24 protein-coding genes are annotated in these 24425 nt (G+C 74.9%); 5 read left to right on the forward strand and 19 right to left on the reverse strand.

Annotated elements, in window-relative coordinates; genetic code table 11:
- The first annotated feature begins 12 nt into the window (after window positions 1-12).
- The 3 genes from FHR77_RS11745 to FHR77_RS11755 all read left to right on the forward strand — a co-directional run bounded on the left by FHR77_RS11745 (window position 13) and on the right by FHR77_RS11755 (window position 1528).
- Window positions 13-261 carry a toxin HicA gene (locus tag FHR77_RS11745; protein ID WP_167260434.1) on the forward strand — a complete coding sequence of 83 codons (249 nt, stop codon included), beginning with the start codon at window positions 13-15 and terminating at the stop codon, window positions 259-261.
- Window positions 258-605: a type II toxin-antitoxin system HicB family antitoxin gene (locus FHR77_RS11750; protein WP_056057490.1), complete on the forward strand. Its 348-nt coding sequence runs from the start codon at window positions 258-260 to the stop codon at window positions 603-605. Before FHR77_RS11745 ends, FHR77_RS11750 begins: the two co-directional genes overlap by 4 nt.
- A 299-nt stretch (window positions 606-904) precedes the next feature.
- Complete coding sequence (locus FHR77_RS11755) at window positions 905-1528, forward strand: DUF6198 family protein (protein WP_243861871.1); 624 nt, start codon at window positions 905-907, stop codon at window positions 1526-1528.
- Window positions 1529-1549: 21 nt separating this feature from the next.
- Here FHR77_RS11755 and FHR77_RS11760 read toward each other — a convergent pair whose 3' ends face one another.
- Window positions 1550-2809, reverse strand: a complete 1260-nt coding sequence (locus tag FHR77_RS11760; RefSeq protein ID WP_167260436.1) for a mannosyltransferase family protein — start codon at window positions 2807-2809, stop codon at window positions 1550-1552.
- Window positions 2810-3309: 500 nt separating this feature from the next.
- Here FHR77_RS11760 and FHR77_RS11765 point away from each other — a divergent pair, with 500 nt between their 5' ends.
- Window positions 3310-4743 (forward strand): reverse transcriptase domain-containing protein, encoded by a 1434-nt coding sequence (locus tag FHR77_RS11765; protein ID WP_208380809.1) that lies wholly within the window; start codon window positions 3310-3312, stop codon window positions 4741-4743.
- 171 nt (window positions 4744-4914) lie between these two features.
- Here FHR77_RS11765 and FHR77_RS11770 read toward each other — a convergent pair whose 3' ends face one another.
- The 14 genes from FHR77_RS11770 to FHR77_RS11835 form a co-directional block, all read right to left on the reverse strand.
- Window positions 4915-6087, reverse strand: coding sequence for a flagellar hook protein FlgE (locus tag FHR77_RS11770; RefSeq protein WP_056057496.1), 1173 nt, complete (start codon window positions 6085-6087; stop codon window positions 4915-4917).
- Window positions 6088-6172: 85 nt separating this feature from the next.
- Window positions 6173-6634 (reverse strand): flagellar hook assembly protein FlgD, encoded by a 462-nt coding sequence (locus tag FHR77_RS11775; protein WP_167260438.1) that lies wholly within the window; start codon window positions 6632-6634, stop codon window positions 6173-6175.
- A gap of 58 nt (window positions 6635-6692) precedes the next feature.
- Window positions 6693-8453, reverse strand: coding sequence for a flagellar hook-length control protein FliK (locus FHR77_RS11780; protein ID WP_167260440.1), 1761 nt, complete (start codon window positions 8451-8453; stop codon window positions 6693-6695).
- Window positions 8450-9199, reverse strand: a complete 750-nt coding sequence (locus tag FHR77_RS16670) for a C40 family peptidase (protein ID WP_341777341.1) — start codon at window positions 9197-9199, stop codon at window positions 8450-8452. The genes FHR77_RS11780 and FHR77_RS16670 overlap by 4 nt, the downstream gene beginning before the upstream one ends.
- The gene (locus FHR77_RS11790; protein ID WP_208380811.1) at window positions 9196-9684 is read right to left on the reverse strand and encodes a flagellar export protein FliJ; all 489 of its coding nucleotides are present in this window, start codon (window positions 9682-9684) and stop codon (window positions 9196-9198) included. The genes FHR77_RS16670 and FHR77_RS11790 overlap by 4 nt, the downstream gene beginning before the upstream one ends.
- On the reverse strand, window positions 9684-10973 hold the full coding sequence (locus tag FHR77_RS11795) for a FliI/YscN family ATPase (RefSeq protein WP_341777399.1): 1290 nt from the start codon (window positions 10971-10973) through the stop codon (window positions 9684-9686). Before FHR77_RS11795 ends, FHR77_RS11790 begins: the two co-directional genes overlap by 1 nt.
- A gap of 110 nt (window positions 10974-11083) precedes the next feature.
- Window positions 11084-11770, reverse strand: a complete 687-nt coding sequence (locus FHR77_RS11800) for a FliH/SctL family protein (RefSeq protein ID WP_167260444.1) — start codon at window positions 11768-11770, stop codon at window positions 11084-11086.
- A gap of 338 nt (window positions 11771-12108) precedes the next feature.
- The gene (gene fliG, locus FHR77_RS11805; RefSeq protein ID WP_341777342.1) at window positions 12109-13167 is read right to left on the reverse strand and encodes a flagellar motor switch protein FliG; all 1059 of its coding nucleotides are present in this window, start codon (window positions 13165-13167) and stop codon (window positions 12109-12111) included.
- Window positions 13164-14852, reverse strand: a complete 1689-nt coding sequence (gene fliF / locus FHR77_RS11810) for a flagellar basal-body MS-ring/collar protein FliF (RefSeq protein ID WP_167260446.1) — start codon at window positions 14850-14852, stop codon at window positions 13164-13166. The genes fliG and fliF overlap by 4 nt, the downstream gene beginning before the upstream one ends.
- Entirely contained in the window at window positions 14852-15148 is a 297-nt protein-coding gene (fliE, locus tag FHR77_RS11815; RefSeq protein WP_481797696.1) for a flagellar hook-basal body complex protein FliE, read from the reverse strand. The genes fliF and fliE overlap by 1 nt, the downstream gene beginning before the upstream one ends.
- A gap of 68 nt (window positions 15149-15216) precedes the next feature.
- A complete protein-coding gene (locus tag FHR77_RS11820; RefSeq protein WP_056057516.1) occupies window positions 15217-15612 on the reverse strand; it encodes a flagellar basal body rod protein FlgC in 396 nt (131 codons plus the stop codon).
- Entirely contained in the window at window positions 15612-15956 is a 345-nt protein-coding gene (flgB, locus tag FHR77_RS11825; RefSeq protein WP_167260450.1) for a flagellar basal body rod protein FlgB, read from the reverse strand. Before flgB ends, FHR77_RS11820 begins: the two co-directional genes overlap by 1 nt.
- A 255-nt stretch (window positions 15957-16211) precedes the next feature.
- Window positions 16212-16931: a response regulator gene (locus tag FHR77_RS11830; protein ID WP_255465061.1), complete on the reverse strand. Its 720-nt coding sequence runs from the start codon at window positions 16929-16931 to the stop codon at window positions 16212-16214.
- A complete protein-coding gene (locus tag FHR77_RS11835) occupies window positions 16928-18796 on the reverse strand; it encodes an ATP-binding protein (protein WP_167260452.1) in 1869 nt (622 codons plus the stop codon). The genes FHR77_RS11830 and FHR77_RS11835 overlap by 4 nt, the downstream gene beginning before the upstream one ends.
- A gap of 212 nt (window positions 18797-19008) precedes the next feature.
- Between FHR77_RS11835 and FHR77_RS11840 the strand changes: the two genes are divergently transcribed.
- Entirely contained in the window at window positions 19009-20511 is a 1503-nt protein-coding gene (locus FHR77_RS11840) for a CitMHS family transporter (protein ID WP_167260454.1), read from the forward strand.
- A gap of 107 nt (window positions 20512-20618) precedes the next feature.
- Here FHR77_RS11840 and FHR77_RS11845 read toward each other — a convergent pair whose 3' ends face one another.
- The 4 genes from FHR77_RS11845 to FHR77_RS11860 form a co-directional block, all read right to left on the reverse strand.
- On the reverse strand, window positions 20619-21032 hold the full coding sequence (locus FHR77_RS11845; RefSeq protein ID WP_167260456.1) for a hypothetical protein: 414 nt from the start codon (window positions 21030-21032) through the stop codon (window positions 20619-20621).
- Entirely contained in the window at window positions 21022-21615 is a 594-nt protein-coding gene (gene fliS, locus FHR77_RS11850; RefSeq protein ID WP_082514615.1) for a flagellar export chaperone FliS, read from the reverse strand. The genes FHR77_RS11845 and fliS overlap by 11 nt, the downstream gene beginning before the upstream one ends.
- A 2-nt stretch (window positions 21616-21617) precedes the next feature.
- Complete coding sequence (fliD, locus tag FHR77_RS11855) at window positions 21618-23012, reverse strand: flagellar filament capping protein FliD (protein ID WP_167260458.1); 1395 nt, start codon at window positions 23010-23012, stop codon at window positions 21618-21620.
- 202 nt (window positions 23013-23214) lie between these two features.
- Window positions 23215-24384 (reverse strand): flagellin N-terminal helical domain-containing protein, encoded by a 1170-nt coding sequence (locus FHR77_RS11860; protein ID WP_167260460.1) that lies wholly within the window; start codon window positions 24382-24384, stop codon window positions 23215-23217.
- Between the last annotated feature and the right edge of the window lie 41 nt (window positions 24385-24425).

The raw sequence follows: 24425 nt of genomic DNA on the forward strand, positions 1-24425 counted from the left end.
GGGACCATCGAGATGAAGGCTTCGTTGCGAAGGATCGTCGAGAGCATGCGGCGCAACCCCGTCGACGTCAGGTTCACCGACCTCGAGAAGGTCTGCGACGGCGTCTTCGGTCCCCCTCGACGCAGGGGCGGCAGCCACGCGATCTACCGGACACCCTGGCGAGGAGACCCTCGGGTCAACATCCAGGACGATGCCGGCAGAGCGAAGGCCTACCAGGTCAAGCAGGTACTCGCAGCGATCGACGAGATGGAGTCACGATGAGCATCGTTCTCGACACCCCCGAGGTGCGGCACTACAGCTACGCGGTGGCCTGGTCTGCGGAGGACCAGGAGTACGCCGCCACGGTGGCGGAGTTCCCGTCGCTCTCGTGGCTCGACGCCGACCAAGACGCAGCCCTGACCGGGCTCCGCGGCCTCGTGGCCGACGTCGTCGACGATCTCGTCGCCTCCGGCGAAGACGTCCCGACACCGTTCGGAGAGCGACGCTTCAGCGGCGAGTTCCGTCTGAGGACGACGCCGGACGTGCACCGCGGCTTGACCATCGCCGCAGCTCGTCAGGGCGTCAGTCTCAACCGTTACGTGAACTCCCTGCTCACGCGCGACTGAGGGCGCTCACTCAGAACGACGCACGCCCTCAGCCGAGCGACCACCCGGGCGCGGGCGAGGAGGCGCGGGCGGGCTGGCAGGATGTCCCGGTGACCGACACCCCCGCGAACGACGGCACGCGCGACGCCACCCCTGTCGCCCGTCCCTCCTCCCCCACCGCCGAGACCGCTGCCGAGACCGCTGCCGACGGCGCGACCACGCCCACCGGTGCGACGCCGACCTGGTCGACGCCCGAGTCGACCGGGCCGGACGCCGCGCTGTCGCCCGACACGGCGACCCCGCTCGTCGACGACCCGGCCCTGACCGAGAACTCCGTGACGGTCGACGCCAACAAGCACACGCTCGCCGAGAACGTGATGGGGGTGGTGACGGGCGTCTTCATCGCCTCCTTCGGGCTGTTCCTGCTGAAGGAGAGCGGCTCGGTCTCGGGCGGCACCGCGGGCCTCGCCCTGCTGGTCAGCTACGCGACCGGGCTGTCGTTCGGGCTGCTCTTCCTGCTCGTCAACGTGCCGTTCTTCGCCCTCGCGCTCTGGAAGAAGGGAGTGGGCTTCACGCTCCGCACCGTGATGACCGTCGCGATGGTCTCGGCCTTCTCGTACCTGCACCCGGTCGCCCTCGGCATCGACCAGCTGAACCCCGTCTACGGCACCCTCGGCGGCAACCTGCTCGTGGGCGTCGGCCTGCTCATCCTCTTCCGCCACGGGGCGAGCCTCGGCGGCATCAACATCCTCGCCCTGATCCTCCAGGAGAAGGTCGGCTGGCGCGCGGGCTACGTGCAGATGGTGATCGACGTCGCCATCGTGCTCTTCTCGCTCACCGTCGTCTCGCCCTGGGTCGTGCTCGTCTCGGCCGCGGGCGCCGTCGTGCTCAACCTCGTGCTCGCCCTGAACCACAAGCAGGGGCGGTACCTCGGGCGGACGTGAGCCGCGGAGCGCCCTGGCGGCCTACGGCGCCCAGAGCGTCCAGAGGAGCACGACCGCGACGGCCTGGAGCACCACGCTGGCGACGATCGTGACGACCACGCGCCTCCTCGTGGCCGACAGCTGCGCGTCGGCGAAGAGCGGCGACAGCGGCAGCAGCATGCGGAAGCTGCTCTGCTGCGGCAGGAACACCGCCACCAGGTAGGCGACGTAGCCGATCGTGTACGTCTGCAGCTCGAGCCCCAGCCGACCCGAGCGCCTCACGAGCCCGACGGCCAGGACGGCGATCAGCACCGCCGCGGCGACCACCCCGAGCCACCCGCCCATCGCCGCCCCGAACCGGAACCACGGCGTGAACGGCACGAAGCCGTCCGACCCGATGTAGTCGCGCCACCACGACGACTCGGTGGCGAAGTAGCCGTCGCGCTCGCCCGTGACGAGCGCGACGACGACCGGCCAGGCGAAGCCGGCCGCCGTGACGACGAGGCCCGCCGCCCAGATGCGCACGTGCTCGGCGACGGGCTCCCGCTCGCGGCGCACGAGCCGCACCAGCCAGGTCAGGCCGAGCGCCGCCGACAGCGCGAGGGCCCCGGGGTGCGCGAACGCCGCCAGCACCCCGAAGACCGCGAACCAGAGCCACCGCCGGGCCGTCATCGCGAGCAGCGCCGCGAACATCAGCAGCAGGAACAGGCTCTCGGCGTAGGGCACCTGCAGCACGAACGACATCGGCGAGACCGTGAAGAAGACGGCGCCCCAGAAGGAGGCGCGGGCCCCGAAGCGCCGGAGCATCAGCCGGTGGAGCACCAGCGTCGCGCCCGCCCCGGCGAGCGTCGCGACGACGAGCGCGCCGACCAGCCAGCTGCCGCCGACCACCGGCGCGACGAGCTTCACGACCGCGGGGAAGAGCGGCATGAACGCCCAGGCGTTCTTCACGACCTGGCCCTCGTCGTTCCGCGGCAGCTCCGTCGGGTAGCCGCGCTCGGAGATCTCGGCGTAGAACCGGGCGTCCCACGACGAGAGGTAGCCGGCGAAGCCGGGGCCGCCGTCGTGCTGCGCCCAGCTCGAGGTCGCGGTCAGGGCGTACGTCGCCCCGAGCAGCACGGTGCTGAGCAGGCGCGCGAGGGCGTAGACGGCGAGGAGGCGGAGGGCCGTCGCGAGGGCGCTGGCGGTCGGCGCGGGCCGGGCCGCCGGAGCGGCGTCGAGGCTGAGGGCGGGGCCTGGGCCGGGGCCTGGGCCTGGGCCGGAGGCGGGCGGCGTGCGGTGCGCCTCCGTCCCGGTGCTCATCTCCCTTGTCTACGCACCGGGCCCTGGGAGGCCGGCTCCCGCGTACCCCGCCGGCCCCGGCGCCGGCCTCCGTCCGCGAAGAACCCCGTTCCGTTCACCGAACCCCGGCAGAACGGGGTGCGGTGAACGGAACGGGGTTCGTCCGGGCCGAGCAGGCGCGGCTCGTCATCCGCCGGGAGGAGGCGGGGCCGGACGCGGGGCCGCTACGGTGGCCGCGTGCGACGACGGGGCGGCGAGGCGGGTGCTCCACGCGCTGGATCACCCTCTCCGGGGCAACCCCGGGGCACGCAGTTCGACCACGGCACCGCTCCCCGAGCCGACCACCGCGCTGCGCGCGGAGACCGGCCCGGACCGACGCACGAGTCGCCGGCCCGTCGCCGCACGCCTCCGCACCCCGTCGTGGTCGGGCTGACCCGGGCGGTCCGCGCGCGCACCGGCGGGCGCCCGGAGGCCCGCGCGACGCCCTGCGACCCCGGTGGACGTCAGGCCCGGGGAGTCACGTGACCGCCCGAGCAGACGCCGTCGCCACGGGCCTCGCCCACGCGATGCTCGCGGCCCCCGCCTGGACGGAGGCCGCCCTCGTCGCGGCCTGCGCGGCGGCGCTGGGGCCGGCCGCGGAGCTCTCGACGACCTTCCACCACGACGCCGACCCCGGCGACGGAGGCCTGCGGGACGACGGCTCGCGCGACGACGGGCCCCACGACGACGGCCCACCGCACCCCTGGCTGCCGGGGCTGGCCCACGAGGCGCTCCGCGCGTTCCCCCGGGCCCCGCACGACGAGCCCCGGCTGCTCGCGGAGGTGCTGCACACCTCCGGCGCCCTGGGCCGGGGGCGGGCCCGCGCGGCCGCGCAGGGCGCCTCGCTGCGGATCGTCCGGGTCGCGGTCGTGACGACGCCGACGCGGGCGGCCGACCCGCGACTCCGGCGCCTGGGGTCGGTGGCCGACCTCGCCGCCCTGCTGCACCTCACGGTCGGCGAGCTCGACTGGTTCGCCGACGTGCGGCACTGGAACCGGCGGCACGCCTCGGGCCCGCTGCAGCACCACCGGTACGAGTGGCGCACCCGCCCCGGCCGCACACCGCGGCTGCTCGAGGTGCCGGGCCACCGCCTCCGCGACCTGCAGCGCGTCGCGCTCGACGAGGTGCTGGCCGCCGTGCCGCTGCACGACGCCGCCCACGGCTTCGTGCCGGGCCGCAGCGCCGTCACGGGCGCCGCCGTGCACACCGGCGCCGAGGTCGTCGTCGCGCTCGACCTGCGCTCGTTCTTCGCCCGCGTCGGCGCCGGCCGCGTGTACGGCGCGCTCCGCCGCGAGGGGCTGCCGGAGGCCGTCGCCCACGTGCTCACCGGGCTCACGACGACCTCGGTGCCGCCGGCCGTGCTCTCGGCGATGCCGCCGGGCGGCGACCCCTCCGAGCGCGCGGCGCTGCGCCGGGCCCTGGCCCTGCCGCACCTCGCCCAGGGCGCCCCGACCTCGCCCGCGCTCGCCAACGTCGCCTCCAGGAGGCTCGACTCACGGCTCGCGGGCTGGGCCGCCGCCGCGGGCGCCCGCTACACGCGCTACGCCGACGACCTGACGTTCAGCGGCGGCCCCGGGGTCGCCGCCCGGAGCGACGCCTTCGTGCGGGGCGTCGGCCGCGTCGTCGCCGACGAGGGGCACGAGCTGAACCCGCACAAGACGCGGGTGCGCGGGGCCGCGACACGGCAGACCGTCACCGGGATCGTCGTGAACGAGCACGTGACCGTGACCCGCACCTCCTACGACGCCCTCCGGGCCCTGCTGCACAACGCGGAGCGCACGGGGCTCGAGGCGCAGAACAGGGCCGGCGTGCCGGAGTTCCGGGCCCACTTGGAGGGGCGGATCGGCTGGGTCGAGCAGCTGCACCCGGCCCGCGGGGCGCGGCTGCGCGAGCTGCTCGCGCGCGTGCCGCGCTGAGCGGGTGCGGTGCGGTGCGGCTGGGCACCCGGCCCGCCGCCGTGCAGCCGCGCCGCCGGCCCCCGCACCGCGAGGAACCCCGTTCCGTTCACCGAGCCCCGGCAGAACGGGGTGCGGTGAACGGAACGGGGTTCGTCGGCGCCGAGCAGGCGCGGCGCGGCGCGCGTCTAGCTAGCGCTTCAGGTTCGTGAGCTCCTGCAGCACCTCGTCGGAGGTGGTGATGATGCGCGCGTTCGCCTGGAAGCCGCGCTGCGCGACGATCAGGTTGGTGAACTCCTGCGAGAGGTCGACGTTGCTCATCTCGAGCGTGCCGCTCGAGAGCGAGCCGACGCCGGGCGAGCCGGGGATGCCGAGCGCGGCGCCGCCCGAGTTGGCCGTGGCGCGGTAGCCCGACGCCCCCGCCTTCTCGAGGCCGCCGGGGTTGGTGAAGGTGGCGAGCGCGATGCGGCCGAGGGCGAGCGACTCGCCGTTGCTGAACTGGCCGACGAGCGTGCCGTCCTTCGAGAGGGTGAAGCCCTGCAGCGTGCCCGCCTCGCGGCCGTTCTGGTCGGTGACCGCGACGGTGTTGAGCTGCGCGAAGCCGGTGATCTTCGACAGGTCGACGGTGATGCCGTCGACGACCATCGAGCCGGCGCCGACCTGCGCGCCGTCCTGGAAGGCGAGGGTCGTGTTGCCGCCCGCGCCCGAGCCGTCGGTGCCGACGACGTTCCAGCCGCCCGCCGTGCGCGTGAACGACAGCGTCAGGGTCTTCTCCGTGCCGAAGGCGTCGTAGACCTTCGTGTCGCGCGTCAGCGTCGAGCCGACGGCGGTCTCGGAGGGGAGGTTGCCGGCCACGTTCGCGGCGGTGGTCGCCGTGGCGGGGGCCGCGCCGTTGAGGGGCAGCGTGATGTCGCCGATCGCGCCGCCGTCGTTGACGACGCCGTCCGCGGCCGAGTAGCCCTGCACGATCTTGCCGTCGGCCGACACGAGGCGGCCGTCGGCGTCGAAGTCGAAGGCGCCGGCGCGCGTGTAGAGGGTGTCGTTGCCGAGGCGGGTGACGAAGAAGCCGTCGCCCGAGATCATCAGGTCGGTCGCCTTGCCGGTGGCCTGGGCCGAGCCCTGCGCGAAGTTGGTCGAGATGCCCGCGACCTGCACGCCGAGGCCGACCTGGGCGGGGTTGGTGCCGCCGATGCCGGTCTGCGGCCCGCCGGCGCCCTGGGTCATCTGCGACAGGGTGTCCTGGAACTGCGTGGTCGAGGCCTTGAAGCCCGCGGTGTTGACGTTGGCGATGTTGTTGCCGGTCACGTCGAGCATCGTCTGGTGCGAACGGAGGCCCGAGATGCCGGAGTAGAGGGAGCGGAGCATGGCAGCTGCCTTTCAGGGAGCATGAGGGAGGCGCGTCCTGCGCGGGGAGACCGGTCGCGTCCTGCAGCCGGTGTGGTGCGGGGAGCTACGGGGCGGTGGGAGCGGTCGGGGAGGTCGGCGCGGTGATGCCCGAGATGAGGTCGAGGGCGACCTCCTTCCCGGCGACGGTGACCTTGGGCACGGAGTCGGCGAACGAGACGCTGGTCGCGGTGCCGGTGACGCTCTTGCCGTCGGCTCCGGTGTAGCTGACCTGCTGGCCGACGAGGTTCGAGGCCGCGATGCGCATCTGCAGCGAGAAGCCCTCGTTCGCGGTGGTGGTCTGGTTCGTGACCTGCTCCATCATCGCGAGCTGCGTGGTCTGCGAGATCATCGCGTTCGTGTCCATCGGCGACGACGGGTCCTGGTTCTTCAGCTGCGTGACGAGCAGCTTCATGAAGATCTCGCTGTCCATGGTCTGCTTCGGGGCGCGGCCGGCGCTGGCGGCGGCCATCGCGGCGGCCTGCGTGGCCGGGTCGACGGTTCCGGAGATCTGGTCGATGGAGGGCATGTGACGGGACTTCCTGGTCGGGGTCGTGAGGTCGAGGGGAGGCGGCGGGCGCGGTCGGTCAGGCGAGCACGTCGAGCGAGGTGACGGGCCCCGAGGAGGCGCGGTGCACGCCGTCCGCGCGGGCGGCGGCCCCGAGGCCGGTGCCGGAGCGCCGCAGCCGCTCGTCGTCGGGCGCCCGCCCGGCGGCGCCGTCGCCCCGGCCGTCGCGCTCGCCGGCTCCGGCGGCCGCGCCGCGGTCGTCGGACGGGGCGTTCTGGCCGGAGAGGTCGATGCTCGCCTGCACCCCCGAGCCGCCGAGGTCACGGCGCAGGTCGGGCAGGATCGCCCGGACCGCCTCGCGCCCGGCGTCGGACGCCGCGAACATCTCGACGTGCATGCCGTGCGCGCCCACGTGGGCGCGGACGGTCACCGGCCCGAGGGCCTCCGGGCTGACGCTGACGGTCACGACGTGGGTGCCGGGGCCGGCGGCGGCCAGCGAGAAGAGCGGGCGGTGCAGCTGCGGGGTGAGCGAGGGCGCCGGGGCCGACGGGGCCGCGGCCGGGGCGGGCGTGGCCGCGACGGTCGCGCTCGGGCCGGAGGCGGGGGTCACGACCGGGACGGCGAGGAGGGCGGCGGGCCCGGTGGCCGCGCCGGGGTCGGCCGGGGCCGGGACGGCCGGGACGGCCGTGCTGCCCGTGGCGGAGCTCGACGCGGCAGGGCCGGCCGGGGCCGCCGCGGGCGCGGCGAGGTCGGGCGTCGTCGACGTCACGATGACGGGCGCGGAGGCGATGGCCGCTCCGACGGGACCGCCCGCGGCCACGGGGTCGCCGGTCGTCACCGGGGAGGCGGGCGCCGACGCCGGTGCGACAGCCGTGGCGGACGCGGCCGCGGCCGCGCTCGTGCCCGCCGTGGGGGCGGCAGGCGCCGATGCGACGAGGCCCGGCAGGGCCGGGGTCGACGCGGACACGGCGGGGGAAGGGACGGAGGCGGCGGCCGGTGCGGAGACGCCGGTCGCGTCGCCGGGGGAACCCGCGGTGACGCCGAGGGCGGCCCCGGAGCGACCAGCAGCGCCGGAGGCGTCCGGGACGACGGGGCTGGTGCGCTCCGACGTCGCCGTCGCCGCGGCGAGGACCGTCGCGGTACCGGACAGCGTGCCGCTCACCGACGGCACGACGGCGAGGGCGGGGTCGACGACGGTGGTCGCGGGGGCGGCCGTCGGCACGGCCTCGGGCGACGGCGCACCGATCGTCGAGGGTGCCGCACCGAGCCACTGCGCGGCCGCGGCGAGGACGGCCGTCGGGAGCGGACCCGACGGGGCCGGGACGGCGGGGCCGCCGGCCGTCGGGTCGGCGGGGGCGGCCGGGACGGCTGCGCCGGTCGAGTCGCCCGAAGGGTCGACAGCTCCCGCGGCATCGTCGTCCGCCGCGGGAGCGGTCTCGCTCCGCGCTGATCCACTCCGGAGCGGATCAGCGACCCCGGCGGGCGTCGCGCCTGTGCCGGGGGCGTCGCCGATGCGCGTCGGGGCCGGGGCACGGTCGTCCGCGCCGGCGGGGCGAGCGGGGTGCGGCTGGACCCGCGACTCCCCCGCGGCCTCGCGCGTCAGCCGGGCGGCGGCCGCCCGGGTGGCGACGACGTCACGGGCGGCGCCGGCGTCGCGCGACGAGCCAGCGTCACGCGACGACCCGGCGTCACGGGCCGAGCTCATCGCCGCGCCGAAGGCGCCGAGCGCAGCCGCGCCCGAGGAGGGGACGGCGCCCGAGCCGAGCCCGGCGGCGCGACCCGACGCGGGCAGCACCGACGGCGCCGGCGGAGCGGACGGCAGCGTGCGGAGCCCGCTCACGACGCCGCTCCCGAGCGCATGAGCTGCTGCAGCTGCGCGGTCATCAGGTCGACGTTCTGCACGGAGCCGGCGGCGGCCGCCGCGGCGCCGACCGACGACACCGGCGCGGTGCCGGCCGTCGCGGGCACGACGCGGCGGATCGTCGCGAGGTCGGAGTCCTTGTACCAGTTGTTCACGATCTGCACGTCCTTGCCGGGGCGCGGGGCGTGCAGCACCTTGCCGTCGCCGAGCCAGATCACGATGTGCCCCTCGCCCTTCGGCACGAGCAGGTCGCCCGGCTTCGCCTCGGCGAGCGACGGCACCTCGGCGCCCATGTCGGCCTGGTCGGGCACGACGCGGGGCATGGCGACCCCGAGGTCGGCGAACACGCGCTGCACGAGCCCGGAGCAGTCCATGCCGCTCGCGTCCTCGCCGCCGAAGACGTAGGGCACGCCCAGGTACTTCTTCGCGGTCTCGACGACGTCGGGGCCGGTCGCCCCGCTGCCCGAGGCCACGGCGCCCTTCACGGCGTCGACGGAGGCGGTGGTCGAGAGCGAGCCCGCGCCGGCGGCCGACGAGGCGGCCGGGGTCGCGCCGGTGCCGGCGAGCGCGTCGGCGAAGGCGCCGGCGGACGCGGCGGACGCGCCGGTGCCGGTGCCGGCCGCGGCGGCGCCGCCGAGCAGCGCGGCCGCCCCGCCGGTGCGGAGCTGGGCGATCTGGCTCTGGATGTCCTGGATGCGTGACAGGACCTCGGTCACGGGGCTCACGAGCGTCCTCCGGGAGGGGTCGAGGGGGAAGGCGGGAAGGGCGGGGGAGTCGCGGTGCCGGCGGCCGGGGCTGGCGGCGCCCACGACTGCGTCGCGATCTCGTCGAGGGCGACCTGCTCGTCGTGCAGGTCCTCGGCGGCGGAGAGCACCGCGTGCTTCACCTCCAGCTTCTCGAGCCCGATGGCGGCACGGCGGGCCTCGCCGAACGCGGCCTGGGCCTCGGCGGCCTCGGCCTGGCGGCGCTGCGTGACGGCGTCGAGCTCGGCGAGCATGCCCCGGGTCGAGGCGCGCGACGCGGCGACCGCGCTGAGCATGGCCGCGTCGGTGATGGCCACGGGGCCGTCGTCGAGCGTGCGCCGCGCCGCGAGCCGCGCGTCGGCGGCCGTCCGCAGGCGGCCGTTCGCGTCGGCGAGGCGGCCGGCCGCGATGTCCTGCTGCGCGTGGCGGAGCCGGAGCAGGCCCGCGAGGGAGAAGGAGCGGGCCATCAGGCACCTCCGAGTCGAGCGGTGAGCTGGGCCAGGCGTCCCCACGACTCGGCCGAGGGGGCCTGGTCGTCCATGGCCTGCTGGAGGAAGGCGTCGATGGAGCCCTGGTGGTCGACGGCCGCGTCGACGAGCGGGTTCGTGCCGCGCTGGTACGCGCCCACGTCGAGCAGGTCCTGCGCGGCACGGCGGGCGGCCATGACCTTGCGGAGGCTCGTCGCCGCGGCGCGCTGGGCCGGAGTGGTGACCTTCGAGGCGACGCGCGAGACCGAGCCGAGGGCGTCGACGGACGGGAAGTGGCCGGTCACCGCGAGCTTCCGGTCGAGCACGACGTGCCCGTCGAGGATGCTCCGCGCGGCGTCGGCGATCGGCTCGTTGTGGTCGTCGCCGTCGACGAGCACCGTGTAGAGGCCCGTCACGGAGCCGACGCGGTCGGTGCCGGCGCGCTCGAGCAGCTCGGCGAGCACCGAGAAGGTCGACGGCGGGTAGCCGCGGGTGGCCGGGGGCTCGCCCACCGAGAGGCCGATCTCGCGCTGCGCCATGGCCACGCGGGTCAGCGAGTCCATCATCAGCACGACGTCGGCGCCCTCGTCGCGGAACGACTCCGCGATGCGGGTCGCGACGAACGCGGCGCGCAGCCGCATCAGGGCCGGCTCGTCGCTGGTCGAGACGACGACGATCGAGCGCGCGAGGCCCTCGGGCCCGAGGTCGTCCTCGAGGAACTCCCGCACCTCCCTGCCGCGCTCGCCGACGAGGGCGACGACGCTGACCTGGGCGTCCGTGCCGCGGGCGATCATCGAGAGCAGCGACGACTTGCCGACGCCCGAGCCCGCGAAGAGCCCGACGCGCTGGCCGCGGCCGACGGTGGTGAGGGTGTCGAGCACGCGCACGCCGAGCTGCAGGGGCGTGTCGATGCGGGCCCGGTGCATGGCGGAGGGGGTCTCGTGGTGCAGGCCGACGAGGTCGACCGGACGGCCGTCGGGGCGGCGCAGCGGGCCCTTGCCGTCGATCGGGCGGCCGAGGCCGTCGAGCACGCGGCCGAAGAGGCCGGCGCCGGTCGGCACGAGCAGCGGGCGGCCCGTGGAGCGGGCGGGCGTGCCCGCGGTGACGCCGGTCAGTCGACCGAGCGGCATGCAGCGGAGGCCCTCGGGGGTGGTCGCGACGACCTCCGCGAGGGTGGCGCCCGGAGCGCCGGGGCCGGCGGAGTCGCCGACGGTGACGACGTCGCCCACGGCGGCGTCGAGCCCCTGGACGGTGAGGCCGAGGCCCACGGCGCTGACGACGCGCCCCACGCGCTGCGGGCGGGCGGCGACGCGGGCGGCCGCGACGCGCGCGCCGAGGTGGGCGGCGAACGGGTCGCCGGTGCGCTCGGCGGAGAGGTCGAGGGGAGTCGCGGTGAGGGTCACGAGGCCACCTCGTCGCCGTCGCCGAGCAGCGCCGTGCGTGCCCGGCCGAGCGCCGTCGACAGCCGGGCGTCGACCAGGCCGGTGGGCAGGTCGGCCTCGGCGTCGCCGGGGCGGAGCGACGGGTCGGCGACGACCTCGACGCCGGCCGAGCGGGCGGCGTCGGCGACGAGGGAGGCGTCTGCCGGGTACAGGCGCACCCGCACGACGACGGAGGGGTCGAGGCCGTCGAGGGCCCGGGCGAGGGCGGCGCGGGCCGTGCGGCCCCCGCGCGGGTCGCCGTCGCGCGAGCGCTCGGAGGCGGCGACCTCGTAGCCGACCACCGCGGAGGCGAGGTCCAGCGCGGTCGCGACCAGCGCCTCCTCGGCCTCGTGCAGCACGGGCACGACGCGCTCCTCGAGGGCGCGGCCGGCGGCCGCCAGGGCCGTGAGGGAGGCGGCGGTCGCCTCCTGCAGGCGCGCCAGCGCGTCCGCGTGCTCGGCCTCGAGCACGGCTCGACGGGCCGTCAGCTCGCGGTCGGCGGCCCGGAGCCCGGCGGCGTAGCCCGCGGCGTGGCCTGAGGCCTCGGCACGCGTGCGGCGCTCGACGTCGGGGTCGGCCTGGTCGGTCGCACGGGCACCGGTGAGCGACGGGTACACGAGGCGCGAGAAGGCGTCCTGGGCGGACGGGGCGTCCGGTCGGGACATCACGGGATCGAGCACAGAGCAGCCGTTCGACGGTGGGGAGTGCGGCCGATCCGTGGCCAGGGAGGTGAGCGATCCGTGCTCAGCTGCGACTCTCGGCGGCCGCGCGGGGGGCGTTAGCGCTCGCCCCGAAGGGGGGCCGGGCCGCCGGCCGCCGGCGGAGAACGAGAGGGATCCGGCGCGGAGCACCGGGGACGCCGCGATCCCGGGGCCGCCGCCGGCCGATCACTCTCAAATTTGAGAGAGAGGGCTGCCGAGGGCGGGCGGGCGCCGCGGGGGGGGGCGGCCGGGCTACGCGCCACTCTCAAATTTGAGAGTGATCCGCCGCGGCGCGGGCGGGGCTAGTCGACGAGGGCGTCCTCGTCGGCGCGGTGCACCGTGATGGCGCCCTGGGCCTCGAGCTCGCGGATGGCGCGCACGACCTCGGCCCGCGCCTCCTCTACCTGCGACTTGCGCACCGGGCCCATCGACTGCAGCTCGTCGTCGAGCAGCTCGCGGTTGCGCTCGGAGACGTTGCCCCGGATGACCTCGGTGACGGCGGCGAGCGCGCCCTTCATGGCGGTCGCCAGCACGGCGGCGTCGATGCCGCGGAGCACCTGCTGGATGTCGCGCGACTCGAGCTTGACGATGTCCTCGAAGGTCAGCATGCGCGAGCGGACCTCCTCGGCGAGCGCCGGGTCGCGCTCGTCGAGGCCGTCGAGCAGGGCGCGCTCGGTGGCGCTGTCGCTGCGGTTGATGATCTCGACCAGGGGCTGGATGCCGCCGACGACCTCGACCTGCTCGCGCGGCGCGACGACGGCGCCGGCCCGCACCTTGAGGGTGGTCGCGACGATGCCGACGGCCTCCGGGGTCGCGGTGCCCATCGTGGCGATGGCCTGGGCGACGTCGGCGCGCACCTCGACGTCGAGCCCGGCCAGCACGGCGGAGGCCTGCTGCGGCCGGAGGTGCGCGAGCACGAGGGCGATGGTCTGCGGCAGCTCGCCGTCGAGCAGGGTGATGACCTGGCCCGGGTCGGCCTCGTCGAGGAACTCGAAGCTCTTCCCCATCGCGTTCGAGGCGAGGCGCTCCATCACGCCGGCGGCGCGCTCGGAGCCGAACGAGGCCTCGAGCAGGCCGACGGCGACGTCGTGGCCGCCGCGGCGCTGGTAGCGGCCGCTGACGCTGAGGTCGTGGAACTCCGCGACGGCCGACTCGGCCACCGCGGGGTCGACGCGGCGCAGCCGGACGATCTCGGCGGTGATCTCCTCCGCCTCCTCCTCGCTGAACTGCTTCATCACGGTGGCGGCGCGGGTCTGCTCCATCTGCATGAGGATCACCGCGACCTTCTGCGCACCGGTCAGGGGGGCGCCGCCCGCACCGGGGGCGGCGGTGCCGAGCCCGGCCAGGGGCACCAGGCTCACGAGCCGACCCGCTGGTCCATCAGGCCGCGCAGCAGCTCGGCGGTCTTCTCCGGGTCGCGCTCGGCGAGGGCGTCGATCTCGGCGCGCTTGCGCTCGGCCGACACGTGCTCGGGCGAGGGCTCGGGGGCGTCGACGCTGAGCAGCTGGGTGGGCGCGTCGTCGCCGAGCATGCGGCGGCCGGAGGCGCCGGCGTCGCCGAGGTCGAGCGGCACCGTGGCGTCCCAGGTCTGGGCCGGGGCGCCGGCGCTCAGCTCGCCGAGGTCGATCTCCTCCCGGGCCTGGCGGCGGCTGCGCTTCGCGAAGACGATCATCGCGACGATGATCGCCAGGGCGATCGCGCTGACGATGCCGACGGTGCGGACGGTGCTCCACATCGCGGCGTCCGCGGCGGCGGCGTCGGCGGCGGCGAGCGCCTCCTTCGCGGCGTCGGCGCCCGAGGTGTCGAAGTCGACCAGGGCGACCTGCACGTCGTCGCCGCGGGCCGCGTCGATGCCGGCCGCGGCCGTGACAAGGTCGTTGATGCTCTGCAGGTTGACGTTCTTCGCCGCGTTCGCGTCGAGGGCGACCGAGACGGTCTGTCGGCTGACGCCTCCCGAGGGCACGCTCATCGTCTCGGTGGTCTTGTCGACAGCGTTGTTCTTCGTCGCCGACTCGTTGACGTAGCCGTCGTCGCCCGCGGCGCCGCCGGCGGCGGTGCCGCCCGCGGTCGCGGTGTTGTTCGGCACGGCGATGTTGTCGGGGCCGAGCACGCCCGTCGCCCCGGTGCCGCCGGCCCCGGCGGCTCCCGCTCCGTACTGCTCGGTGGTGCTCGACTCGCTGAGAGCGATCGGGCCCGTGGTGGGCTGCGAGAACGACTCGGTGACGCGGGTTCCGGCGTCCTGGTCGAGGTCGGCGGCGACCACGACCGACGAGTTGCCGACGCCCACCACCTTGTCGAGCATCGCCTGCACCGACGACTGGACCTTGGTCTCGTAGTCGCCCGCCTGGTCGCCCGCGCCTCCCACGGCCCCGGTGCCGATCTGCGAGAGCACGGCCCCCGAGGCGTCGGTGACGGCGACGTCAGTGGTCTTCATGCCCTCGACGGAGGCGCTGGTCAGGTTCACGATCGCCTGCACCTGCTGGTCGGTGAGGGTCGCGCCGCCCTGCGTCTCGACGAAGACGGAGGCCGTCGGGTCCTTCTGCTCGGAGACGAAGACGCTCTCCTCCGGCACCGCGAGCTGCACGCTCGCGGTCTTCACGCCCTTCATCGCCATGATCGTCTTGGCGAGTTCGCCCTCGATGGCGCGCTTGTAGGTGACGTCCTGCTGGAACTCCGACGAGGTGACGCCCATGGTGTCGAGCAGCGAGTAGCCGCCCTCGCCGTTCGTCGACGGCAGCCCCGCCGCGGCCGCGGTGAGGCGCTCCTGGTAGACGCTCTCCTCCGGCACGAGGATCGTCTGGCCGCCGGCCGTCAGCTGGTACGGCACGCCGTCGGCCTTGAGCTGCTCGACGATGGCGCTCGCGTCGACCGGGTCGATGCCGCTGAACAGCGGGGTGTAGGTCGGCTTCGTCAGCCAGCTCGTCAGCGCGAACGCGCCGAGCGCGAGGGCCGCGACGAGGATGACGACGATGGTCTTCTGGGCGACCGAGAAGCCGGCCAGGGTGGCGCGCAGCTTGTCGAGCGTGCCCTTCAGTGCGGTGGGCATCAGGCCTGCATCCTCATGATCTCGGTGAAGGCGTCGACGGCCTTGTTGCGGACGGCGCTGACCAGCTCGAGGGTGACCTGGGCGCGCGTGGCGGCGATGGTGGCGTCGTGGATGTCGGTGAGGTCGCCGGTGACGGCCTTCACGGCGAGGGTCTTGGCCTCGCCCTGCAGCTGCTGGAGGCCCTCGACGGCGCCGACCATGCTCGCGCCGAAGGTCGCGCCGGAGGCGGTGGGCGCCCCGGCCACGCCGGTCACGTCGGCGACGCCGCCGGCCCCGCCCGCGCCTCCCGCCTGCATCAGCGACGACACGTCGGCGTAGCCGGACGGCTGAACGGCTCCGAGAGCCGGGATCCCTGCGACAGGCATCAGCCACGTCCGATCTGTAGTGCGGCCTCGTAGGCCGTCTTGGCACGGTCGACGACAGCGGCGTTGGCCTGGTAGCCGCGCTGCGCCATGATCAGGTCGCCCATCTGGGCGCCGAGGTCGATGTCGGGCATCCGGACGTAGCCCTCGGCGTCGGCCAGGGGGTGGTCGGGGAGGTACGTGACGCGGCCGGCCTCGCTGCCGTAGCGGTCGGCACGGACGAAGACGCCGGAGGTGCCGGCGCCCTCCTGCACCTCGACGTAGCGGGCCTGGAAGGCGGTGTCGTCCATCGACTTGACGGTGTTGACGTTGGCGATGTTGTCGGAGACGGCGTCGAGCCACTTGCGGTGGACGGTGAGGCCGGTGCTCGCGATGCCGATCGCGTCGAAGGCGGGCATCAGCTCGTCCGGAACGCGGCGCGCACGGCCGTCAGCTCGGAGTTCATCGCCTGCGTGGCGAACTGGTAGCGGAGCACCGTGTCGACGTTCGAGAGCGTCTCGGTGTCGAGGTTGACGTTGTTGCCGTCGAGCCGCGTCGGCTCGAGCGACCGGCTCGTGGTCGCGCCGACGGCCCCGCTGCCCTGCGAGACGGAGCGGCCGAGGGCCTCCTCGAACGCCACCCGCTTGGCCTGGTAGCCGGGGGTGTTCACGTTCGCGATGTTGGCGGCGATGGTCTTCTGGCGCAGCGAGAGGCCGTCGAGGGCGCTCTGCAGGGCGGCCTGGGTCACGGATTCGAGGGGCATGCACGTTCCAGGGGTCTCGTGTCTCCGTGTCAGGGAGACGAGGGGCCGATCCGTGGCCGGGGTGTCGAGCGATCCGTGCTCAGGGCGCTCTATCGGCGGTGCACGGGGGTGCGTAAGCTCACGCCCCCGGAGTGGGGGCTCCGCGTCGACACACCACGTCCTCGCACGCGAACCACGCCGCGGCGTGGTTCGTCTGCGAGGACGTGGTTCTCCTCGACGGTCGGGAGGCGAGCAGCGCGGGAGGCGCGGGTCGGGTCAGGCGCGGAGGTAGCGGTGCTCGGGCCGGCCGGCCGACCCGTAGCGGAGCTGCATGGCGAGGTGGCCGTCGGCGGCGAGGGAGGCCAGGTACCGCTGGGCGGTCGCCCGGCTGACCCCGACCTGGTCGGCGACCTCGGCGGCGCTGAGCTCGGCGGCGGAGGCGACCACCGCCTCCAGCACGGCCTGCTCCGTCGCCGAGCGCGACCGCGACGACGCCCGCGCGTCGCCGGAGTGCAGGATGCGCTGCGCGCGCTCGACCGCCTCCTGGTCGACGCCGCCGCGCTCGCCGGCGCCCCGCCCGGCTGCGCCGCCGCCCTGCTCGGGCCCGTGGTCGTCGAGCACGTGCTCGAAGCGCCGGTAGGCCCGCAGCCGCTCGTCGAGCAGCTCGGCCGCGAAGGGCTTGATCAGGTAGGCGAGCGCCCCGCGGCGGAGGGCGGTGCGCACCGTCGACGGGTCGGAGGCCGCGCTGAGCACGAAGGCGTCGACGTCGAGCTCGCGCAGCAGGTCGAGCCCGCTGCCGTCGGGCAGGTAGAGGTCGAGCAGCACGAGGTCGACCGGCTGCTCGGCCAGGGCCCGGCGGGCGGCCGCGACCGTGCCGACCGGGGGCAGGGCCCGGAAGCCGTCCTGCGCGTCGACCCGCGCGCGGTGCACGTCGGCGACCCAGAAGTCGTCGTCGACGACGAGCACGGTCAGCGGGGAGGCGGGCGTGGCGGTCACGAGGTGCTCCTGGAGGGGTCGGGGCGGCCGGCGAGGCCGGGGGCGGGCGGCACCGCGCCGACGGGCGGCACCGCGCCGGCGGGCTGCACCGTGCCGACGGGCTGCACCGCACCGACGAGCCGGGCGCAGAAGACGGCGCCGTGGCCGTCGCCGCCGGGCGAGCCGAGCCAGACGTCGCCGCCGCGGCGACGCGCGGTGTCGCGCGACAGGGGCAGCCCGAAGCCGAGGCCGTGCACGGGGTCGTGCCCCGCGCCTCCCCCGGGCTCGCCGTCGTCGGCCTGCGACGGGCCGGGCACGTCGCGGCGGCGCTCGAAGAGCCGCTCGGGCCGCGCGACCCCGTCGCCGGAGTCCATCACCGAGAGGTGCAGGTCGGGGCCGTCGTCGAGCAGCTCGACCTCCACCCAGGCCGGCGTCGTGCGGCCCGCGACGGCGGCGCGCACCGCGTTGTCGACCAGGTTGCCGAGCACCGTCGTCACGTCTCCCGCCTCGACCACCTGCCCCGCGACGAGCGTCTCGGGGCCGAGCTGCAGCAGCACGCCGCGCTCCGCCGCCTCGACGCCCTTGGCGCCGACGAAGGCCTGGAGGTACGGCTCGGCGAGCCGGTCGGCGTGCTTCACCGGGTAGCGCAGCGGCCCGTGCTCGAGCACGTCGGCGAGGTAGCCCTTCGCCTGCTCCACCCGCCCGATCTCGAGCAGGCCGGCGACGGCGTGCAGCCGGTTCGCGAACTCGTGGCGCTGCGCGCGCAGCGCCGTCGTCATCGCGCCCACCGCGTCGAGCCGGCGGGTCAGCGCCTCGACGGCCGTGCGGTCGCGCAGCACGGCGACGCGGCCGAGGTCGACGCCCTCGCGGGCCACCGGGCGCACGTCGACGATGAGCACCCGGGGGCCGACGACCAGCGTCGTGCCCGCGGGCCCGAGCGACCCCGCCGAGGGCGACCCCGAGGAGGCGCGGGCCGGGTCGAGCAGGTCGGCCAGCTCCCCCGGCAGCTCCAGCTCCGCGAGCGCCCGACCCACGACGTCGTCGCCCGCCGAGCCGAGCGCCAGCAGCTGCGCCGCCTGCTCGTTGCAGACGCTGACGCGGCCCTCCCGGTCGACCGCGAGCACCCCCTCCCCCACACCGCCGAGCACGGCCTGCTGGTTCTGCACCAGGGTCGCGAGGTCGTCGGGCTGGAGGCCCAGCGTGAGACGGTCGAGGCGACGGCGGATGAGCACCGACGCGACCACGCCGAGCAGGAGCGCGAGGGCCGCGACGCCGACCACCGGCAGGGAATCGCGCGCGACGGTGTCGTAGACACGGGCGGGGGCGTAGCCGACGCTGACCTCGCCGACGACGACCGGGCGCTCGCCGGGGGCCGCGTCGGGGGCGAAGACCGGCACCTTCGCGCGGGCGGAGTCACCGAGCGTGCCGCGCTCCCACGACACGGTCTCCTCGCCGCGGAGCGCCGCGTCGGGGCTCGTGCTGACGCGCTCGCCGATGCGGTCGGGCTCGGGGTGGGCGAGGCGGACGCCGCGGTCGTCGGTGACGACGACGAAGAGGGCGCCGGTGCGCTGCTGCACCGACGAGGCCGTGAGCTGCAGCGGGCCCTCGGCGAGCGCCTCCTCGTCCAGGGCGGTGCCGTCGACGCTGAGGGTGGCGACCTCGCGGCGCACGTCGCCGTCGGCCGCGACGCTCTGCGCGACGGCGAGGGCGGTCGACTCGGCCTCGTGGGCCAGACGCTGCACGGCGACGCCGACGAACACGGCGGTGGTGAGCAGCACGACGGCGGTGACGACGGCCAGCTGCAGCAGCAGCACCTCGGTCGCGAACCGGCGCCGCGGCCGCGGCGGTCGGGCGCGGGCGCTCCGGGGTGAGCTGTCGTCGGTCACGAGCGTCAGCGTAACCGGGGCCGGGGAGGCGCGTGAGCAGAACGAGCAGAACGCCGACAACGTGCGGAACGGCTCCAACGCGCAGAAGCGCGACGCGCCTCCGACCTGGCCGCTAGCGTGCCCGGACGCGCCGCGCACCCGACCGGCCTGCCCCCTCGGGGGCGGTGACGACGGGCCGGCCCACCGACACGCTCACGGACGAAGGAGTCCCGATGCTCGTACTGCTCGGCTATCTGATGATCCTCACCTTCATGGTGCTGATCATGACGAAGCGGCTCTCGCCGATGCTCGCGCTGATCATGGTGCCGACGATCTTCGGCCTCTTCGCCGGCGCGGGGCTCGGCATCGGCGACATGGTGATCGAGGCGGTCGGCGACCTCGCCCCGACCGCGGCCCTGCTGATGTTCGCGATCATGTACTTCGGGCTGATGATCGACGTCGGCCTGTTCGACCCGCTGGTGCGGCTCATCCTCCGCGCGACCGGCAACGACCCCGCGAAGGTCGTGCTCGGCACCGCCCTGCTGGCCGGGGCCGTCTCGCTCGACGGCGACGGCTCGACCACCTTCATCGTGACGACGGCGGCCATGCTGCCGATCTACCTGCGGCTCGGCATGAGCCCGGTCGTGCTGACCTGCGTCGCCGGCCTGATCAACGGCACGCTGAACATCGTGCCCTGGGGCGGGCCGACCGTCCGCGCCGCGGCGGCGCTCAACGTCTCGCCGTCGGAGATCTTCGTGCCCCTCGTGCCGTCGCTCGTCGCCGGCCTCGTCATCGCGTTCGCCTTCGCCTGGCTGCTCGGGCTGCGTGAGCGGAAGCGCCTCGGCGGCAGCGTCTCGCTCGACACCGCGGCCGTCGCCGTGCCCCTCTCGAAGGCGATGGCGAACGCCGGGGCCGGCGTCGCCGAGGGCCGCGGCGTGTCGATGTTCACCAGCCCGACCGTGGCCCTCGGGCTGCGCGGCGGCCGCGCCGACGGGTCGCGGGCCGACGCCCCCGGGGAGCGCGCCGTCGACAACGCCGGCACGGGCCTGTCGGAGAACGGCACCCCCGGCGTCGGCACGATGGCCGACACCATGCTCGACCCGACCCGCGAGACGCTGCGCCCGCGGCTGATCTGGTTCAATCTCGTGCTGACGGTCGCCGTGATGGTGCTGCTCGTGCTCGACCTCTTCCCGCTCGCCTACGTCTTCATGGTGGGCTCCGCGATCGCGCTGCTCGTCAACTTCCCGAAGGTGAAGCAGCAGACGGCCGAGATCGTCGCCCACGCGCCGAGCATCGTCGGCGTCGTCTCGATGGTGTTCGCCGCGGCCGTGCTGATCGGCGTGCTGAACGGCACCGGCATGGTCAGCGCCATGGCCGACTGGCTCGTCGACGTCATCCCCGACGCGATGGGGCCGTACCTCGCCGTCATCACGGGCCTGCTGAGCCTGCCGCTCACCTTCTTCATGAGCAACGACGCCTTCTACTTCGGCATCCTCCCCGTGCTCGCCGAGAGCGCCTCCGCGTTCGGCATCGAGCCCGTCGAGATGGCCCGCGCCTCGGTGATCGGCCAGCCGGTGCACCTGCAGAGCCCGCTCGTGCCGGCCATCCTGCTGCTCGTCAGCCTCGCGAACGTCAACCTCGGCGACCACCACAAGAAGGTGCTCTGGAGGGCGGCCGTGGTGTCGGTCGTGATGCTCGTCGTCGCGGTCGTCGTCGGCGTCATCCCCTGGGGCTGACGCGTCGGCACCTTACGCGAGTGGTCACGGACTGCTGCTCCCGGCGACGGGAGGGGCAGTTCGTGACCACTCGGCCGTGGGGGCGGGGGTCGGGGGGGGTGCGGGCGTCAGCCCGTGGCGTCGAGGTAGACCGGGCGCTCGGGCTGGTGCGAGGCCTCGACGGTGCGCACGACCTCGAGGTGCCGCAGCACGACGAGGCGCGCGTCGTCGATCTGGGCCAGGGCGTCGCGCTGGGCCGCGGCGACGGCGGCCGCGCGGTCGGCGAGCTCCGCCGGCAGCGGCCCGAGGCCCGTCGGCGGCGTCCACGATAGGAGGCGCGGGGCCGAGTCGTCGAGGCCCGCCCCGCCGGTCGCGTCGACGGTCAGCGCGAGGGCCTCGAGCTCGTCGAGGGCGGCGGCCCACCCGGCGTGCGCGAGCACGTCGGTGTCGGCGACGGCCGCCGGCGCCTCAGCGGGGAGCACGTCGGTGTCGGCGACGGCCGCCGGCGCCTCAGCGGGGAGCACGTCGGCCTCAGGCGACACCGAGCGCTCCGCCGAGCGACGACGAGGAGGCGATGGTGGCGCCGTAGCCGGAGGTGGCGCTGCCGAACGCGGCGACCCCCGCCGGCTGCGGCAGGCCGGCCCCGGGCACCGCGGCGCCCGGCGAGGCGGGAGCCGGCAGCGGGACGCCCGCCGCGCCTCCGGCCTGCAGCGACGCCGCGGCGTCGTGCCAGGCCTGGCGGAGCGGGTCGAGCAGGCCGACGACCTCGCGGGTCAGCTCGACGTCGTGGTGCACGTTCGCGTTGACGAGCGCGGTCGAGGTGTAGCCGTAGAGCGCGAGCAGCCCCTCGCCGCCGTCCCAGACGTCGACCTTGAGCGACGACGACAGCTCGGCGACGATCGCCTGCGCGTGCAGCAGCTGCTCGGCGGCGGTGCCCCAGTCGGCGACGAGCTGCGCCGCCTCGGCGCGGCCGAGGTCGAGCATGAGGCGGTCGTAGAGCATCGTGACGAGCTGCACGGGCGTCGCCGAGAGCACCGCCTCGGCGTTGTACTGGGCACGCTGACGCTGCGCGACGGCGGTGGGCCGGGGGGCGGCGGCGAAGGCCGCGAAGGAGGAGGCGTCCATGGTCACTTCGTCTGGGCGGTGAGGGAGGCGACCTGGCTGCTGAGCCAGGTCGACTGCGAGTTGAGGTTGCTGAGCGTGACCTCGAGGTTCGAGTACACCGTCTGCAGGGTCGCGCGGCGGGTGGCGAGCCGGAGGTCCCAGTCGGCGATGCGGCCGCCGAGGTCCTTGACGACCGACTGCTGGCCGGTGATCACGGTCGTGAGCGTGCCCGAGGCCTTGTCGGAGGCGCTGCTCGCGGCCTTCGCGATGCGGTCGGCCAGCGTGCTCAGCATCGACTGGGTGCCGACGGGGTCGGCGGCGAGCGCCGCGGAGAACTTGTCGGCGTCGTACGAGAACGAGCCGTCCTTCTGGATCACGACGCCGATCGTCGAGGGCGACTTGCCGCCGATCGGCTGCGAGGCCGCCGACTGGAGCGCCTGCTGCACGGCCCGGACCGACGACTCGCCGGTGTAGGCCCCGCCCTTGACGGTGGTGTTGCCGGTCGCGCCCGTCGTCGACGTGGTGGCCTGGCCGGCGGTGATCGCGCCGAGCACGGCCGTGAGGCTCGAGACGAGCCCCGAGGCGACCTTGCCGGCGGCGGTCGCGTCGCGTCCGATCATGATCGTGACCGGGGCGGCGGCCCCGACGGCGGCGGCGGTCACGTCGACGGAGACGCCGGGCAGCAGATCCGTGAACGTGTTGGAGGCGCTGGTCACCACCTGCTCGGCGGCGGTGCCCGCGTAGAGGGTCAGCGAGGCGTCGCGCGCCGTCTTGACGACGGCGGCGCCGGGCTCGGCGAGGAGGTCGGGGGCCGTGCCGGCCGTCGTCTCGGCCGCGGTGCCGCGGTGCACGGCGAAGTCGCCGGTCGCGCCCGAGGTGGCCGAGGTGAGCTGCAGCCGGTAGACGGCGGCGCCGGACGCGTCCTTGCCGACGGGCACCTTCACGGCCTTGACGCCGGCGGCGGAGTCGTTGACGGCCTTCACGACGTCGTCGAGGGACGAGGAGGCGGCGGTCACCTCGGTCTGCTTCCCGGCGCTCGAGGTGAAGGTCAGCGTCGCCGGGCTCGTGGGCCAGGCGGTCATCGCGGCCGTGACCGCGGTCTTCGCCTGCGCCGTGGCGCCGACGGTGAACTCGATGCTGCCCGAGGCGGCGCCGGCCGCGGCCTTCGCGGTGACGGCGGTCGAGCTGCTCGTGGCGGTGAAGAGGTCGATCGAGCCGGGCTTCGCGGCGGTCGTGGCCGTGGTCGCGAGGGCGGCGACCTGGGCGTTCAGCGTCTGCATCGACGTGACGAACGAGTTGGCCGCGGTGACCTTGTTCTTCAGGAGCGTCTGGGGCGTCGCCTCGATCGACATCAGCGAGTTGATCAGCGACGTGGTGTCGAGGCCGCTCGCGAGGCCGTCGATGCCGAGGTTCGCCATGGTGGTGCCTCTCGCGGTGGGGATCGGGCGGGTGGGGCGGGGTGGAGAGCGTCGGGTGCGCGACCGGCGCGCTCGGGGGGAGAGGATCAGCTGCTCCCCCGTCGCGCACCGGTCACGCGCCCGACCAGGGTGGTGCTCGGCGCCTGCTGGGATCAGGCGTCGGGCCGGTCGCCGACGAGTCGGTGACCGTGTCGCCCGCCGACTAGCGGAGGAGCGACAGGACGCCCTGGGTGCTCTGGTTCGCCTGCGCGAGCATCGCCGTGCCGGCCTGGCTCAGGATGTTCGAGCGGGTGTACTTGACCATCTCCTGCGCCATGTCGGTGTCGCGGATGCGCGACTCGGCCGCGGTCAGGTTCTCCTTCGCCACGTTCGTCACGTTGATCGCGTGCTCGAAGCGGTTCTGCACGGCACCGAGCTCCGAGCGGGCCGTGGAGACCGTCTGGATCTGGGCGTCGATCAGCTTGATGGAGGCCTGGGCGTTGTCGGCCGTGTCGAACTTGAGGCCACCGGTGGTGGTGGCTCCGGCAGTGCCCGCGACGACGCCGGTGCCGGCGTCGTCGGCGACGCTGACGGCGCCGCCGTTGTTGGCGGTGACGACGATGCCGGTGCCGGCGCCGTTGGCGTCCTTGGTCACGGAGACCGAGAAGTTGGCCGAGAAGGCCGCGTCCTTGGTCAGCGCGTCCGCGTAGCCCTGCACGCTGTCGAACTTGCCGGCAGCACCGAGGTCGGCCGTCTTGATCGTCTTGGTCTCGCTGCCGCTGGTGACGCTGAACGTCTGGACGCCCGCGATGTCGGCCGGGGCGGCGACCGTGAAGGACGAGCCCGTGGTGCCGAGGTCGCCACCGGTGAGGTTGTTCGCGATGGCCGAGACGTTCGCCTTCGACAGGTCGACCGTGATCTGGCTGTCCGCACCGCTGTTGGCGCCGACCTGGAACTTGAGGGCGGTGTTGCTGCCGTCGAGCAGGTTGGTGCCGTTGAAGTTCGTCGACGCCGAGATGCGCGTCAGCTCCTTCTGCAGGGCCCCGACCTCGGTCGTGATCGCCTTGCGCGAGTCGGCGTTGTTCGAGTCGTTGCCGGCCTGCACGGCGAGGTCACGCATGCGCTGCAGGATCGAGTGGGTCTCGGTGAGGCCACCCTCAGCGGTCTGGACGACGGAGATGCCGTCCTGGGCGTTGCGCGCGGCCACCGTCAGTCCGCCGACCTGCGAGCGCAGGCCCTCGGAGATCGAGAGGCCGGCCGCGTCGTCAGCGGCACGGTTGATGCGGAGGCCCGACGAGAGCTTCTCGAGGCTCTTCGACAGGTCGTTCTGCGTGGCGTTCAGGTTGCGGTACGTGTTGTTCGCAGCGAGGTTGGTGTTGATCTGCATGCCCATGGTGTTTCCTCTTCCGTGACTGGGTGGTGTTCGTCAGCCCG

Origin of the sequence: Frigoribacterium endophyticum, from assembly GCF_011759585.1 — a bacterium.
Taxonomy (GTDB): Bacteria; Actinomycetota; Actinomycetes; order Actinomycetales; family Microbacteriaceae; genus Frigoribacterium; species Frigoribacterium endophyticum.